General features: G+C 65.6%; 11 protein-coding genes. 6 read left to right on the forward strand and 5 right to left on the reverse strand.

The window, feature by feature from the left end; genetic code table 11:
* Positions 1-15 precede the first annotated feature (15 nt).
* Entirely contained in the window at positions 16-1,185 is a 1,170-nt protein-coding gene (locus VF168_03100; protein HEX7003154.1) for an aminotransferase class V-fold PLP-dependent enzyme, read from the reverse strand.
* A 393-nt stretch (positions 1,186-1,578) separates the two neighbouring features.
* Between VF168_03100 and rimP the strand changes: the two genes are divergently transcribed.
* The 5 genes from rimP to secD all read left to right on the forward strand — a co-directional run bounded on the left by rimP (position 1,579) and on the right by secD (position 8,190).
* Positions 1,579-2,022: a ribosome maturation factor RimP gene (gene rimP, locus VF168_03105; protein ID HEX7003155.1), complete on the forward strand. Its 444-nt coding sequence runs from the start codon at positions 1,579-1,581 to the stop codon at positions 2,020-2,022.
* A 106-nt stretch (positions 2,023-2,128) separates the two neighbouring features.
* On the forward strand, positions 2,129-3,418 hold the full coding sequence (nusA, locus tag VF168_03110) for a transcription termination factor NusA (protein ID HEX7003156.1): 1,290 nt from the start codon (positions 2,129-2,131) through the stop codon (positions 3,416-3,418).
* A 306-nt stretch (positions 3,419-3,724) separates the two neighbouring features.
* Entirely contained in the window at positions 3,725-5,599 is a 1,875-nt protein-coding gene (infB, locus tag VF168_03115) for a translation initiation factor IF-2 (GenBank protein ID HEX7003157.1), read from the forward strand.
* A 2-nt stretch (positions 5,600-5,601) separates the two neighbouring features.
* A complete protein-coding gene (locus VF168_03120; GenBank protein ID HEX7003158.1) occupies positions 5,602-5,925 on the forward strand; it encodes a hypothetical protein in 324 nt (107 codons plus the stop codon).
* Positions 5,926-6,006: 81 nt separating this feature from the next.
* Positions 6,007-8,190: a protein translocase subunit SecD gene (gene secD / locus VF168_03125; protein ID HEX7003159.1), complete on the forward strand. Its 2,184-nt coding sequence runs from the start codon at positions 6,007-6,009 to the stop codon at positions 8,188-8,190.
* 188 nt (positions 8,191-8,378) lie between these two features.
* On the opposite strand, the gene VF168_03130 is transcribed toward secD, so the two are convergent.
* The 4 genes from VF168_03130 to VF168_03145 are packed head-to-tail and all read right to left on the reverse strand — an operon-like array spanning position 8,379 to position 11,961.
* Positions 8,379-8,768 carry a hypothetical protein gene (locus VF168_03130; protein HEX7003160.1) on the reverse strand — a complete coding sequence of 130 codons (390 nt, stop codon included), beginning with the start codon at positions 8,766-8,768 and terminating at the stop codon, positions 8,379-8,381.
* On the reverse strand, positions 8,768-9,466 hold the full coding sequence (locus tag VF168_03135) for an RsmE family RNA methyltransferase (GenBank protein HEX7003161.1): 699 nt from the start codon (positions 9,464-9,466) through the stop codon (positions 8,768-8,770). The genes VF168_03130 and VF168_03135 overlap by 1 nt, the downstream gene beginning before the upstream one ends.
* On the reverse strand, positions 9,467-10,261 hold the full coding sequence (locus tag VF168_03140; GenBank protein ID HEX7003162.1) for a 50S ribosomal protein L11 methyltransferase: 795 nt from the start codon (positions 10,259-10,261) through the stop codon (positions 9,467-9,469). It abuts the gene before it with no gap.
* Positions 10,258-11,961: a glycerol-3-phosphate acyltransferase gene (locus VF168_03145; protein HEX7003163.1), complete on the reverse strand. Its 1,704-nt coding sequence runs from the start codon at positions 11,959-11,961 to the stop codon at positions 10,258-10,260. Before VF168_03145 ends, VF168_03140 begins: the two co-directional genes overlap by 4 nt.
* 196 nt (positions 11,962-12,157) lie before the next feature.
* On the opposite strand from VF168_03145, the gene dnaB reads away from it, so the two are divergent.
* Positions 12,158-15,988, forward strand: a complete 3,831-nt coding sequence (gene dnaB, locus VF168_03150; GenBank protein ID HEX7003164.1) for a replicative DNA helicase — start codon at positions 12,158-12,160, stop codon at positions 15,986-15,988.
* Positions 15,989-15,998 lie beyond the last annotated feature (10 nt).

The raw sequence follows: 15,998 nt of genomic DNA on the forward strand, positions 1-15,998 counted from the left end.
AGGCGAAGGCGGCGGTCAGGCAGCTGGCGCCAGCTTTTCCTCGAAACGTCCGGGGAGCGCAGGTTCACTCAGCAACTCGGCCAGGGCGCGCATCAGCCTGAGGTAGTGCTCGACACGGGCGTTCTCTCCCATCAGCCCCAGGCGCCAGATGCGACCGGCGAACTCGCCCAGCCCTCCCGCCACCGTTATCCGGAACCGATCACGCAGCTGGGCCCGCAGAGAGGCGTCATCGAGGCCCTGGGGGAGACGCAGGGTGAGCACCGTGGGTAGCCGCACCTCGGCCTCGACCAGCGGCTCGAACCCGTACTCCTCGAGGGCCGCCAGGAGGACTCTTCCGAGGTGCTCGGCGCGCGCACGACGGGCCGGCATCCCCTCCTCGAGAGCGGCTTCGATCGCTTCCCCGGTCGCCCAGTGAAGCTGCACCGGGATGGTGTGATGGTAACGGCGTCCCCCCGAAGGCTCCCAGTACTCCCTCATCCCCAGAGCGTCGCTGTACCAGCTCGCTACCGGCGTTTCGCGCGAGCCTATGCGCTCCATGGCCCTGCTGCTGAAGACCACGGGAGCGAGTCCCGGTGGAGCCGAGAGGCACTTCTGTGAGCCGGTGAAGGCGTAATCGATAGCCCACTCGGCCATCCGGAAGGGCAGCATGCCGACGGTGGTGACGGCGTCGACGGCGAACAGGGCTCCGACCTCGGCGGCTACCTGGCCAAGCTCGGGAACCGGGTTGAGTACGCCGCTGCTGGTCTCTCCGTGCACGACCGCCATCAGACGCGGCTCACAGGCCCGGGCCGCGCTGCGGACCACGTCCAGGTCGATGGCGGAACCTAGCGGGAATCTGACGGGGTGAACGCGGGCTCCGACCCGTCCGGCCATCTCCACCATCCGCTCGCCGAACACACCGTTGGAGACGACCAGGACGGGCTCGCCAGGCTCGACGAGGTTCATGAAACCGGCTTCCATCGCCAGCGAGCCCGTTCCCGAGAGCAGCGCCGCGAAGGAGTCGGGACCGCTTCCGTAGAGCTCCTTCGTAGCGGCGGCGATCTCGTCGTTGTAGGCGAGTACCTCGTCGTCGAGGTGACTCCTCATCGGCCAGGCCAGGGCTGCGAGGGCACGCGGATGGATAGGGGTCGGCCCGGGGGTGAGGAGCAGGACCTCCTCTTCGACCGCCTGTCGGTTGAAGCTCATCTGTCACCCGTCTCTCGAGCCCGCGGCTCGGCAGCTTCGGGGCCTTGCTCCCTGGGACTGGGTCGGCTTGCAGCCCAACGAAAAACGACCGCCCGGCTGGCGGTCATCCAAGGTGGCGGGCTGCCGCATCGCTGCGGACTCCGCCGCTCAGGTAGCTCGGCCCATCTTCATGCCCCGGAGTCTACAGGAGTCGTCCTGCTAGCGGAAGTCTAGCTGTTCACACCGGCTTGAGGCCGTGGTGATGGCGTTGCTATAATTCCTGTCGGTAATTTCCCGACCGACACCCTGTTGCGTCGCATCAGGAAGAGTCTCTTTTCGGGTGGGTGCCTGGGACCCATCTTTTTTTATTGGGCTTTCTCGCAGTCGGGATGAGGAGAAGATGCAGGAGGTAGCATGGATCTGGGGCGAGCGGCCGAAGAAGTCCTCACACCGCTGGGTTTCGAGGTGCTCGAGCTGACGATCAGTTCGAAGGGCAGCGAGAAGCGGTTGCTGTTACGCATCGACCGCCTCGATGAGGAGACCGTTTCCATAGACGACGTGGCGGTCGCCTCCGAAGCCTTCGGACTCGAGCTAGACAGGCTCGACCCGTTCGACCGCCCCTACGCCCTCGAGGTGGAGTCCCCGGGCCCCCAGAGACCGCTGACCCGGGCGCGACACTTCGAGCGCTTCCACGACCTCCTCGTCAAGGTGCGGGCCGGCGACCAGGCGTTCACCGGAAGGGTGGTCGGGGTCGGCGAAGAAGCCGTCACCTTCGAAGTGGGCAAGGAGGAGAAGGTGGTGAGGTTCAGCGACCTCGACAGCGCCAGGCTCGCCGAATGGCCCAAGGAGCCTCGCTAGGGGGAGGCAGGATCGCGGGTTCCTGGTGAAGCGCCGCCGCACGGAACCTGCACGGAGTTGCTCGAGAGTAAGTCTGAGCGGCGCCACAACCGAATAGGAGTTAGGTATGAACAAAGATTTCATGGATGCACTCAATCAACTCGCCGCAGAGCGGAACTTGGACCGCGACCAGCTGCTCACCTCGTTCGAGGAGTCGCTGGAGCAGGCCTTCGAGCGCAACGTCGAACCGGGCAAGCAGATCGAGGTGACCCTCGATCCCGAGACCGGTGAGATGGAGGTGCTCGTCGTCCGCCGGGTGGTCGAGGAGGTCGAGGACCCCGACAAGGAGATAAGCCTGGAGGAGGCCCTCGAACTCGACGAGTCGGTGGAAGTGGGGATGGAGATGGAGTTCCCCGTCGACCCCGACAAGTTCACTCGGATCGCCGTGCAGACTACCAAGCAGGTGATCACCCAGAAGATCCGCGAAGCCGAGCGGGCGATCGTCTTCGAGGAGTACAAGGACCGTGCCGGCGACGTGCTCACCGCGGTGGTCTCGCGCACCGACAACAAGCGCAACGTGTTCGTCGACCTTGGCCGAGGCGAGGCGATAATGCCGCCCAAGGAGCAGATCCAGGGCGAGCGCTACATGGTGGGCATGAGGGTGAAGGTCTACGTGGCCAAGGTGGAGCTGTCCAGCCGCGGGCCGTCGATCCTGGTCTCGCGCGCCGCGCCGCAACTGCTCGAGTACCTGATGCGCCAGGAGATCCCCGAGGTAGCGGACGGCACCGTCGAGATCAAGGCCGTAGCCCGCGAGGCGGGACAGCGCTCGAAGGTGGCCGTCACCAGCACCAACCCGAACGTCGACCCGATCGGCGCCTGCATCGGCCATCGCGGTTCCCGGATCCAGGCGGTTACCGCCGAGTTGCAGCGCGAGCGAGTCGACATCATCATGTGGGACTCGGTTCCCCGCGAGTTCATCCGTAATGCTCTTTCTCCCGCGAAGGTGGGTACCATCGAACTGGACGCCGACGCCGGAGAGGCGAAGGTCCTGGTAGGCAGCGACCAGCTCTCGCTGGCGATCGGCAAGGGCGGCCAGAACGTCCGGCTGGCCGCGAAGCTCACCGGTTTCAAGATCGACCTGGTGCCGTCCGAGACCGTCAGCGACCTCGACGCGGCTCTGCAGGCGGTAGCGTCGCGCGGCACCGAAACGGTAGCCACCAGCGACACCAAGCGGGCCGCCTTCGATGCGCTCTTCAGCGCCAGCCCCGACGCCGATTCTGGCGAGTCCGACGAGTCGGAAGAAGCGGTCGATGCCGCTGCCGAAAAGGTGAGCGCCGAGGGCGAGGAGGCGACCGCCGAGGGCGCCAGGGAGGAAGTGGCCAGCGATCCCGAGAAGACCCCGGAGGGCAAGTCCTGATCGTGCCCGCTACCCCGACCCGCCACGTTCCTATGCGCCGCTGCGTCGTCTGCCGCAGCTCCAGGCCGCAATCGGAACTCATCCGCTTCGCACGAGATGAGGCGGGCGACTGGCGTCTCGACCCGCGGAAGCGGGCCGGCGGCAGAGGCGCCTGGGTGTGTCACCGGGCGGAGTGCCACGAGCGCAAGGCACTCGGTCGGGCCTTCCGGGCGCAAGCACCGGAGGTAGCCGCACAACTGGCTGCACTCGATTCGGCGGCAGATCTGGAGAGCAAGAAAACGAGAACGTCCCAGAACGGAGGGAACGGTGGCTGAGAAGATACGCATCTACCAACTGGCCAAGGATTTGGGCCTGGAATCGAAGGCGTTGCTGGATATCCTCGACGAGATGGGGGTCGAGTACAAATCGCACTCGAGCACCCTGGAGGCCGACACGGCCGACACGATCCGCCAGCTCGTCGCCGACGAGGGTGGGGCTCCCGAGGCCGATGCTGCGTTGGAGAAGGCCAAGGACGCGCAAGCGCGGGCCGATACCGAGACCGAGAGTGGCGAGGCTGAGAAGACCGCCCCGCAACAGGGCGGAAAGCAGCCGGCGGCCAAGCCTTCGGCTGGCGGTACCGCCGCCGTTGCCGAGAAACCGGAGACCGCAGCCAAGGCCGAGCCGAAGGAACAGGCGCCAACCCGGGCGCCGGTCGTGACGGTGATGGGTCACGTCGACCACGGTAAGACCACCCTCCTCGATCACATCCGCAAGACCAAGGTCGCAGAGCGTGAAGCGGGCGGCATAACGCAGCACATCGGCGCCTACCAGGCCGAGACGGCGCAGGGGGTGATCACGTTCCTCGATACCCCGGGGCACGAGGCGTTCACCTCGATCCGTCAGCGCGGAGCGAGCGCCACCGATATCGTCGTGATCGTGGTGGCGGCAGACGACAGCATCATGCCGCAGACCCGCGAGGCGATCGCCCACGCGAAGGCTGCTGGAGTGCCCATCATCGTTGCGGTCAACAAGATCGACCTGCCGCAGGCGAACCCCGACAAGGTCAAACAGGACCTGATGCAGGTCGAGCTCGTGCCCGAGGAGTACGGTGGCGATACCATCGTGGTCCCGATCAGCGCCGTGCAAGGCACCGGGGTCGACGACCTGCTCGAGATGATCAGTCTCGTCGCAGAGGTCGAGGACCTGCGGGCCTCGGCCGAAGGACCCGCCAAGGGGGTAGTGATCGAGTCGATCCTCGACAAGAGGGCGGGCGTGCTGGCGACCGTGCTGATCCAGGAGGGCACCCTGCGGGTAGCGGACTACATAGTGTGCGGGGAGGCGTGGGCGAAGGTGCGCCGCCTCACCGATCACGCCGGAAAGACGGTCGAGTCGGCCGGACCCTCGGTACCGGTCCAGATCCTCGGTTTCTCCGAGCAGCCTCAGGCGGGCCAGAAGGTGGAAGCGGTTGCCGACGAGCAGACCGCCAAGCAACTCGCCACCGAGCGCAAGGGGCGACGCGAGGAGGAGGAACGTGACCTCATCGGCAAGAAGAACGTCACGCTGGCCGACCTCTTCGGCAAGAGCAAGGTCACGACGATCAACCTGATCCTCCGCGCCGATACCCAGGGTTCGCTGGAGGCGATCAAGGGAGTGCTGGCCAAGGAAGCCGAAGTCACCGACGAGGTCGACCTCGACGTCATGCTCGCCGACGTGGGCGCCCCCACCGAGTCCGACCTGCTGCTCGCCTCCACCGCCGACGCCACCGTCATCAGCTTCGGCGTCAACCCGCCCGGCTCGGTCATCAAGTCGGCCGAGCGCAAGGGGATCCCGCTCAAGAGCTACAAGATCATCTACGAGCTGATCGAGGACGTGCAGCGGATGATCCGGGGCCAGATCGAACCCGAGTACGAGGAGCGCGTCATCGGCCACGCCGAGGTGCGTCAGGTGATCCGCGTACCCCGGAGCGGCAACATCGCCGGCTCCTACGTTACCGACGGAGTGATCCGCCGTAATGCCAAGGCCAGGGTGAGCCGCGGGGGCCGCGAGGTCTACAAGGGCTCGATCTCTCAGCTGCGGCGCTTCAAGGACGACGTCCGCGAGGTCGCTCAGGGGTTCGAGTGCGGCATCAACCTGCAGAACTACGAGAACGTCCAGGAAGGCGACATCATCGAGGCGTACGAGATGGTCGAGGTTCCCGTCTGACGATGAGCACACCTGCCGTCAGGAACCTTCTGCCGGTCCTCTGCCTGCTCGCCGGCTCGCTGTGCCAGTGGGTCAGCTGGACGCTGACGAGCGAGCCGGCGAGGCTCGGCATGGGCGCTCCAGTTCCGCTGAGCTGGGAAGCCGGACAGTCGGGCGGGATCGCCGGCCTATCCGGCTATGGCGGGATCGATACGGAGAGGCCGCGGCTCTGGCAGAAGGCGCCGCGCCCCGTGTCATGGGTACTCCGAGCGACGCGTTGGGTGGTACCGGTGGGCGGGCAGGAGCGTCTCCTCATGTGGGGCCGGCTGCTGCTCGAAGGTGGTTGAGCGCCGGCGACGGCTCCCACTTCGCCGCTCCGCTGGCGGCGCTCCACCCCGCAGCACTCGGAAGCTGACTTAGGAGAATCGATGAACCGAAGAAACGTGACAGCTGTCGTCGTCCTGGCGGCGATCCTGCTGTCGATCCTCTACATCTGGCAACCGTGGGTCCCCGGCCAGTCGAGCCTGAAGCTGGGCCTCGACCTGCAGGGCGGACTGCGCGTGGTCCTGCAGTCCGACCAGCCGAATCCGGCGGCAGAAGACATGCAGACGGCTCGCAGCGTCATCGAGAACCGCGTGAACGAGTTCGGCGTCTCCGAACCGCTCATCCAGACCGCCGGCGGTGACCGCATCGTCGTCGAACTTCCCGGCCTCTCGGCCGACGAGCAGGATCGCGCTCTCGACCTGATAGGTCAGCAAGCGGTCCTCGAGTTCAGGCTGGTGGAACAGCAGGCGAACGACGTGCCGGTTCAGATGCTGACCCTCGAGGACCTCGAGGAAACGCGCTTCACCGGCGAGATCATCCGTTCCGCCCGGGCCGACTTCAGTCCTCCCGGAAGTGGAGTGATCGGGCCGATCGTCCTGTTCGAGATCAAACGTGAGTACGCGGCCGAGTTCGGGGAGTTCACCGCCGGCAATATCGGCCGGCGCATGGCGGTCGTCCTCGACGACAACATAATCACCGCGCCCGCTCTGCAGAGCCGCATCTCGGACTCGGGTCAGATCACCGGCATCGAGTCGCTCGATGAGGCGACAGATATCTCGCTGGTCCTGAGGAGCGGCGCTCTTCCGATCGATCTGCACGTCGAGGAGATACGACAGATCGGGCCTACCCTGGGCCAGGATTCGATAAACGCAGGTGTCACGGCCGGGATCGTTGGCGCCGCGGCCGTCGTCGTCCTCATCCTCCTCTACTACGGGCCGCTATTCGGCGGCGTCCTGACGGTAGGCATCATCCTCGCCATGCTCTTCGTTTTCGGCATCCTCGCCGGACTGGGCGCGGCCCTCACCCTCCCCGGCATCGCCGGCCTGGTGCTCACCCTGGGTGCGGCCGTCGACGGTAACGTGATCTCATTCGAGCGGATCAAGGAGGAGTTGGCGGCCGGCAAGAGCCTGCGACTCTCGATGAAGGCCGGCTTCAACAACTCGCTTTCGGCCATCATCGACGCCAATGTCACCACTCTGCTGGCGGCCGCCGCGCTCTACCAGTACACCACCGGTCCGGTACGCGGCTTCGCCACCACCCTCGCGATCGGTATCGTCGCATCGGTCTTCGTCAACGTCGTCGTCGTGCCTTTCCTGCTCGACGTCCTTACCTTACGAGTGAAACGGCCGATGCTGCCCAAAGGCTTCTACGCTCACGGCATCCGTTTCGTCCGTCAGGCGCCGGTTGTGGTGACCGTGAGCGGCCTGCTGGTACTCGCATCCCTGGGCGGACTCTTCCTCAAGGGTCTTCCGCTCTCCACCGACTTCACGGGTGGAACCAGCATCCTCCTGCGGGTGCCCGACGGCACGACAGTAGGTGACGTGCGAGCGGTGCTCGACGGGCCCGAACTGGAGCAGGTCTCGGCCGAGGGCGCCAACATCGTCGAGGTAACCGACCCGACCATCGAGGGCAACCTCATCTCGGTCCGAGTAGGTGTTTCGGGATCGGCCGAGGCGAGTGAAGAAGTCGCCGACACCCTGGCAACGGCGCTGCAGGCCGACGTACTGTCCGCGGACTTCGTGGGCCCGGCGGTGGGAGCCGATCTGCGCCAGGGAGCGCTCTACGCTGTCGGGGTAGCGTTGGCGCTGATACTGGTCTACGTCGCCTGGCGCTTCTGGCCCAACTGGATCGTGGCCGTCGCCTCCGTCCTCGCGGTCATGCACGACGCAGCCCTGGTGCTGGGCGGGCTCCAGCTGGCCGGGGCCGAGTTCAGCATCCCGGTGCTGGCCGCGCTCCTCTTCGTGGTCGGCTACTCGCTCAACGACTCGATAATCATCGCCGACCGGATCAGGGAGAACCTGCGGAAGGTGAAGGGCAAGGACCACGAGGAGATCGTCGACCTGTCCGTCAACCAGACCCTCTCCCGCACGGTCATGACCTCGGGTACGACTCTGCTTCCGATCCTGGCCCTGTTCTTCCTGGGCGGTTCGGTGTTGCGCGACTTCAGCCTGGCGCTCCTCATCGGCCTCTTCGTGGGAACCTACTCGAGCATCTACATCGTCGGCTGGATCGTCGCCGCCTACCGCAGCCGGAGGACCAGGACGAGGACGGTACGAGGCGCAGCCTGAGAGACAGCTCGTAAGTCCGTTCGAACGATCCGGAGATCCGCCCGACACCTCGAGTGTTGGGCGGATCTCCTTTCGCTGGCCGGTCGACCTTCCTCGGAAGGCGCCTGGAATCCTCCTCGGCGCCTTGGCGGATCTCCTCTTCCCTGCCGGGGAGGAGTTCCCTCGTCAGGGCCGCCATGTGTCTTCGTTCAGGGCACCTCGATGCTCACCTGGCGCAAGACCCTGCCCGAGGCCGAGAGCACCGCCCGCCAGCGCCCCGGCACGACCTCGACGTCGGCGGGCAGCAGCAGAGTGAGTACCGTTCCCTCGTCGGCTTGGGTCACCCAAACGCTCTCCGAGGCGACCTCATCGTTGGCCGGCGAGAACCATTGCACCGCCAACCAGACCGGCTCGACCACGTTGACGAGTTCGACCTCCAGTCGAGGTGTACCTGCATCGACGACCCCGCCAGCGTCCACCTCGAGCCTTTCCGGCAACTCCAGCGGTGCGGGTACCGGCGGGATGTAGAGGGGCCGGCAGGCGCAGAGCAGGAACAGCAGGGACGTTGCCAGGCAGAGGGGAGCGGACCGCGCGACCATCAGAGCGCCTTGGGCACGAGCAGCGCAGCGACGAGAGCCACCGGCGCGGTTTCGGCGCGGAGCACCCTGGCGCCGAGCCCGATGACGGAAGCTCCGCGTGCTTCGAGGGAAGCCACCTCTTCGTCGCTGAAGCCTCCCTCTGGACCGGTGATCACGGTCGCTTCGCCGGTCAGCTCGAGATCGGCGAGCCGCCGCTGCGAACCAGGGTGGGCGACGACGGCCGTTCCGCTCCAGTGGAGCGAGCCGAGGGGAACAGGTTCGTGCACCTGCGGAACGAACGCCCTGCCGCTCTGCTTCGCCGCCTCCTGGGCAACTCGCCTCAGTCGGGCGAGCTTGTTGGCGGAGAGTTCCGGTACGTCCCTGCGGGAGGCGAGTAGCGGTCGGAAACCGCGTGCCCCCAGCTCGGTGCACTGCCGCACCACGTCGGAGAGCTTATCGCCCTTGAGGAGGGAGACGGCTACGCCGATCTCGAGCTCGGGTTCGACGTCGGTGGGGTGCGGTTGACCTAGTTCGACGACCACGCGGCCGGTTTCGACCACTCGCACTACTCCGGGCGCCTCCATACCCCTGCCATCGAACGCTCTGATCTCGCTGCCGGGCGAGACGCGCAGTACCTGGCTGAGGTGAGCGGCCTCTCTGCCGGTGACGGTGCTGATCCCCGACTCGAGCCGGGGCAGGTGGATCCTGTGCCGACGCACCTAGCGCCCCTCGGCCCCACTCCTGCGCGCATGGAGCAGCCGCCACTCGCCCGCTTCGGACCAGCCGTGCAGTTCGAAACTGTCCCGCAGCGCCTCCTCTACCATCGCGGTACGATCGCCGAGGATCCCGGTGAGGAGCAGATGGCCGTTCGGAAGGGTCGCTCTCGCATAGGCCGCCGCCAGTTCGACGTGGAGTTCGGCGTGCAGATTGGCGACGACGACATCGGCAGAGTGCGCCTCATCCAGCGTTCCCGGCTCGAACTGCGCGCGAGAACGATTCAGAGCGGCGTTCGCCCTGGCGATCGGCACGGTCTCCGGATCGATGTCGATGCCCCGGCTCTCGCGCGCCCCCAGGAGGTCGGCGGCGATGGCGAGGATCCCCGACCCGGCGCCGACGTCGAGAACCGCCCGCCGCTCGAGGTCGAGCTCGCAGAGTGCCTCGAGTGCAAGCCTGGTGGTCTCGTGATGGCCCGTTCCGAACGCCATCCCCGGATCGATCCAGAGCGGCTTCTGACCTGCCGAGAGGGTGGCCTGCCGGTGGGTGGGGGCGACTACGAGCGTGCCTGCCAGTACCGGCTCGAGCTCGCGGTAGTAGCGTTCGAGGTAGTCCTCGTCGGCGAGTTCGAGCCAGCGCCCACGCAGAGGGAGTTCGATGGGGTGGTCGAAGTAGCCGATCACCTCTCGCCCCTCCTCCGCCACTCCCCGGCATCCGTACTCCCACAGCGTCGCCGCTTCGGGGCCCTCGAGGCCGAGCTCGGCGTGGGTGCGGAAGGCGAACCTTCCTCCCTGACTCACGCGGTCACCTGAGGTTCGCTCACCCGCTCGTCGCGCGTGATCACCTCGAACCCCAGGCGTTCCCCCTCCCTCAGATAGAAGTCGATGTCGGCGCTGCGGGTGGTCGGTCCCAACGAGGCCCGGTCGAACGCCCTCGTCGCCGTCATGATCATCGTCTCCGCCATGCAGGCGGGGACTAGCCCGTCTCCGAACTGTATGTCTATCTTGCTGCGCATCTCTCCCGGCGGTCGCACCACTCCGCCTGGGATGACGTGGACGCCGGGAACCTCACGAACGTTCTCGTCTACGTCGACCGGCCGGCCGAGGTCGTAGATCCAGGCACCCGGCTTGACGAACTCCTTGCTGATCACCGGGTTGGGGTCGGAGGTGGCGGTGAACACGAGGTCGGCAGCGGCGATGGCCGATATGTGGACGCTCGTTTCGATGCGGGTAAGAGGGAACTTCCGGCGCAGACTCTGTGCGCTGCGCTCGAGTCGCTGCTCGTCGCGGCCGATGAGGATCAGATGACCTACCTCGGGAGCTATGAGCCGGGCGACGCCGAAAGCGACCACGCCATTGGCGCCCACCACTGCCGCCGTGGCACTCCGGAGCGACCCCCCCTCGCGCTGGAAGCGCCTGAGCAGCCCGGGTACGGCAGCCCTCACCGTCGCCGCCGTGTAGGCTCCGCCGTTGGTGATCGCCAGATCCGGCACCGCCTCCTGTACGTCAAGCCCCTTGTTCCCTACGGTGGACCAGAAGGCGCCAAGTCCGAACGCTTCGGCACCGAGGTCGCGCGCCAGCCTGGCGCCCTGGATGGCCATCTTCGTGGCGAGGTCTGGCCGGCTCCTGATCTGCTCCGGGATCATCCCGCCGCCGATCAGCAGAACCCGCAGTTCACGGCCGTCGGACAGGTGGATTCCGGTGATCTCCTCGTATAGCTGGGGCCTGGTGTAGGGCAGGATGCGCAGGACGAGGGCCTCGTCTATGATCCCGCGCTTCACCAACCTCCCGATCCACCCCTGCGAACGGGCCTGCCACAGGTCGCTGAGCCTCATCGGGTGAACCATGAAGGCCGCGCGCACGACGTTGGGATCGAGGCCGCGCACGGGGGGCGGGTCCCCCAGCCTCACCTCGGTACCGTCGAGCATCCGGTTGATGCTCGTCTTGTGGCGCCAGAGCGCCACCACCGAGAGGCCGAGAGCAGCACCGACGTATTGCGGTCCGAGGCCCAGCAGCACGGTTAGCAGGTCGAGGGCGAGGAGCGCGACGAGCGTGGCGAGGGCCACGTAACTGCTTGCCGCCAGGAGGGCGGCGAACACGGCTACCGGGAGGAAGCCGGCGAGGAACGGCAGATCGCCGAACACGACGAGGCCGGCCACTGCCCCCAGGAGAACTCCGTTGCCGCGACCGCGGGGAGTCTTCTCCCGCCAGCCGGGGATCGGCGGGTGGAGGTGCCCGGCGAAGGCCCCGAGCGCACCCCACGGATTGCCCGCGGTGAGCCCCACGGCGGCGAAACCCTTCGAGATGTCCAGGATGAAGGCGGTCACGGCCGCGGTCGGCCCGAGCAGGCGCACCATGTTCTCGACCCCCAGGTTGTGGGCCGAGAACGCGCTGGGATCCTTGCCGGTGAGCCACCGGATCGCCATGCTCCCCAGCGGTAGGGCGCCGATGAGCCAGCCGACCGCCAGAGCCGCGACAGCGAATGTGAGTTCCGAGGACATCTGTGCTCATTGTAATCCGGTGACGGTTTCGGCGCGGGAGCGGATGCCGGTGTCGCCGGCGGGGCCGGCGTCGCCGATCGCCTCGGGGGCCGCGCTTTAGCCGCAACTAATCCCTGGCCCCGACTGGCTGGTTAATTGCCGTACACCTTCGCGCGGCGGAGCCATGGACCGGTCATGCTTACGTACAATGGGGCGAGTGGAAAGCAGGATGCCCCCGCAAAACCTCGAGGCCGAGCAGAGTGTGCTCGGCAGCGTGCTGTTGGACAACGAGGTCTTCTCCCGCATCGAGGGAACGCTGCGGACCGAACACTTCTACAAGGAGGGCCACCGGAAGATCTTCCGGGCGATGGAGCGTCTCTTCCGTCGCGGCGACCCGATCGACCTCGTCACCATCACAGAGGAGCTTCGCCAGAGCGGCGACCTGGAGGGCGTAGGCAGCGTCCCCTATCTGATCGGCCTCGCGGACAGCGTTCCCACGGCCGCCTACGCCGAGAACTACGCCCGCATCGTCGTCGAGAAGGCGATCCTCCGCGAACTGATCTCGACCAGCGGGGCGATCATGCAGAGCGCCTTTGACCAGGCGATGCCGCTCGAGCAGATCCTCGACAAGGCCGAGGCGTCGATCTTCGACATGTCTTCGGCGAAGCGGACCCAGGATTTCCAGGGGATGGGCGAACTGGTCACGGACACCTTCGCCTACATCAACGAGCTGTTCGCCAACCCCGATCCGGTGTCGGGCTTGCGTACCGGCTTCAAGGAACTCGATCAGCTCACGGCCGGGTTGCAACCGTCCAGTCTGAACGTGTTGGCGGCTCGGCCGTCCATGGGAAAGTGCCTGACGAAGGACACACTGTTGGTTGTGCCGGGCAGCGGTGAACGCATCACGATCGAGGAGTTCGTAAGGCGCCGCCTGAGGTGCGTCTACGGGATCTCGAGTACCGGGGCGATACGTCCCACCCGGGTTTCCGACTGGATCGACAGTGGAATCAAGCCGTGCTTCCGCGTCATTACCCGGACCGGTCGCTCGGTCGAGGTGACCGGCCATCACCCGTTCCTGACCCATCGGGGCTGGACGCCCCTTCACGACCTTGGAGTGGGCGACAAAGTAGCCGTCCCACGGCGACTCGCCAGCTTCGGTCAGGTCTCCGACCTGCCCCTGGGAAAAGTTCGTCTCCTAGCCTATTTCATCGCCGGGGGTGGCCTGACCCGCTCTTCCCCGGTCTTTACGAACACCGACCCGGTCATCGTGAACGACTTCACGAGCTTGATCGGCGAGTACTTTCCGGAGCTGCGTTGTCGTGCCAATGGCATCGACATCACCGTCGCCAGAGAGTATCGCCCGGGACAACGCAAGGATCTCCCCAATCCACTGACACTCTGGCTCAGAGAGCACAGGCTCATGGGTAAAGGGGCAGCCGATAAGCGGTTCCCGGATGTCGTCTGGCAGTGGGACCGGGAGCGCATGGTCGAGTTCCTGCGCGTCCTCTTCTCCTGTGAAGGCACCATCTATGCTCTATCCGAGGCTCGTCGGCCGCGCATAGAATTCACCGTTGCTTCTCAAGAGTTGGCCAGGGACGTTCATCACGCACTGGTCCGCTTCGGGATCGTCTCGAAACTGTGGCGCAAGACCGAGCGTTCCTGGCGGGTCGAGATCACCGAACCCGAATCGGTGGATGTCTACGGAACAGAGATCGGATGGCTGGGAGAGAAGGCGAGTCGCTCGTTCAGGCCGCACCCCCTTCGCTTCAGTAACTCGGGACATCTGCCCAACGACGCTTGGCGTGCCGTTCGCGAGGCTGCCGCGGAAGCAGGTCTGTCCCTGTCGGAACTCGCTCGGCGTAGCGGCGAGAACGTGGGTTCGGGCTACAACCCTCACACGGGTCGAGGACTGCCCCAGAAGCGACTCGCGGGATACGCCCAAGTACTCGAGCGAGATGACCTGAGGCAGATATCCCACCCCGACCTCTACTGGGATGACATCGTTTCGATCGAAGCTATCGGTGAGCACCAGGTCTATGACCTCACCGTTCCTGACGGAGCGAATTTCGTAGCGGCCGACTTCTGCGTTCACAACACCTCACTGGCACTCAGCCTCGCGCAGCACGTCGCCCTGCGCGAGGCCAAACCGGTCGGGATCTTCTCGCTCGAGATGTCGGGCCTGCAGCTCGTCACCCGCATGCTCTGCTCCGAAGCACGCGTAGACATGAGCCGGGTGCGCAACGGCCAGCTCTCCGACCGCGACTTCCAGCGACTGGCGGACACAGCTGGGCGGATGTCGGAAGCGAAGATCTATATCGACGACAACGCCGACATGACCGTTATGGAGTTGCGCTCCAGGGCTCGTCGGCTGGTGGCCGAGCACGGCCCTGGCCTCATCGTCATCGACTACCTCCAGTTGATGTCGGGTGGCACGAACAACGAGAACCGGCAGCAGGAGATCTCCAATATCTCGCGCGGCCTCAAGGCGCTGGCGCGTGAGCTCGATGTGCCGGTTCTGGTGCTATCCCAGCTCTCCAGGGCCGTGGAAAGCCGGCCCAACAAGAGGCCCATGCTCTCCGACCTTCGTGAGTGCGTTACGGGAGACACCCTCGTGGTCCTGGCTGACGGCCGAAGGGTACCTATACGTGATCTGGTCGGCAAGACACCGGAGGTCGTTGCACTCGGGACCGACGGGAGACTCACCGTTGCCAAGAGCGACAAGGTTTGGGAGGTCGGCACTCGGGAAGTTTTCGAGGTTCGGCTGGCGAGCGGGCGCAAGATTCGGGCGACGTCGAAGCACAGGCTGGTCACGCAGGATGGCTGGAAGCGGATCGCCAATATTTCTGAAGGGGACCGAGTTGCTTTGGCACGGCATTTACCTGAGCCTGAAGCTCCGGTCCGCTGGCCGGATTCAGAGGTGGCACTCCTCGGACAGCTTATAGGCGGTGGCACCTACCTCTCCGGTCAGCCGCTCAGGTACACCACTGCATCTGAGGAGAACAGTCAGACGGTCCTCGAGGGTGCGCAGGCGCTGGGATCGACCGTCAAGCGCTACGCCGGTCGAGGCTGTCACCAGCTGCTGATAGGTAACAACGGTAGCCGTTGGAAGCCGGCAGGAGTCGGGGGTTGGCTCAAGCAGCTAGGAATTTTCGGACAGCGTTCGCACCAGAAGCGGATTCCCGGGGAGGCATTTCGTCTTGGCAACGACCAGATCGCGTTGCTGCTGCGCCACCTTTGGGCGACCGATGGCTGCATCCTCGCGGGCAAGGCCGGAAGCAACGGAAGCCATACCGCTTGCTACGCAAGCAACAGTCGAGGTCTGGCCTTCGACGTTGCTGCCCTGTTGCTCAGGCTCGGAATAGTTGCTCGCGTCAAGAGCACAGTGAAGGGCGATCACAGGCCCGGTTACCAAGTCTTCGTTTCGGGTACCCGCGATCAGAGGAGATTTCTCGAAATCGTGGCTACTCACGGACCGCGAGTCGATCCGGGCCGGAAGCTCCTGGAGGCACTCGCGCCGGAGGTAGGCGTTCAGACCAACGTCGATACCTTACCGAAGGAAGCGTTCAGGGCCGTCCGCTCTGCTATGGCTCAGAGAGAGGTGAGCCAGCGGAAAGTGGCCGACTTGCGCGGCCGAAGCTACGGGGGCATGGGGAACTTCGTTTTCAACCCTTCACGAGAAACGATGCTCGAACACGCCGACCTGTTGCAGGACGCCGGCCTGCATGAGTGGGCGACGAGTGACCTCTTCTGGGACAAGGTCGTCGAGGTGGTCCCGGCTGGCGAGGAGGTTGTCTACGACCTCACCGTCCCGGGTCCGAGCAGTTGGATAGCAGATAGCATAATAAGTCACAACTCTGGCGCTATCGAGCAAGACGCAGACCTAGTTATGTTCATATATAGAGACGAATATTACGACCCACACTCTGAAAAGCAGGGCATCGCCGAGGTGATCATCGGCAAGCAGCGCAACGGCCCCGTGGGGACGGTCGAGCTCCAGTTCCACAACGCCCACGTGCGCTTCAACGACCTGGCGCGGTCGACAGGCTAGGGACCCAGCG

This window comes from Trueperaceae bacterium (genome assembly GCA_036381595.1).
Classification (GTDB): Bacteria; Deinococcota; Deinococci; order Deinococcales; family Trueperaceae; genus DASVCN01.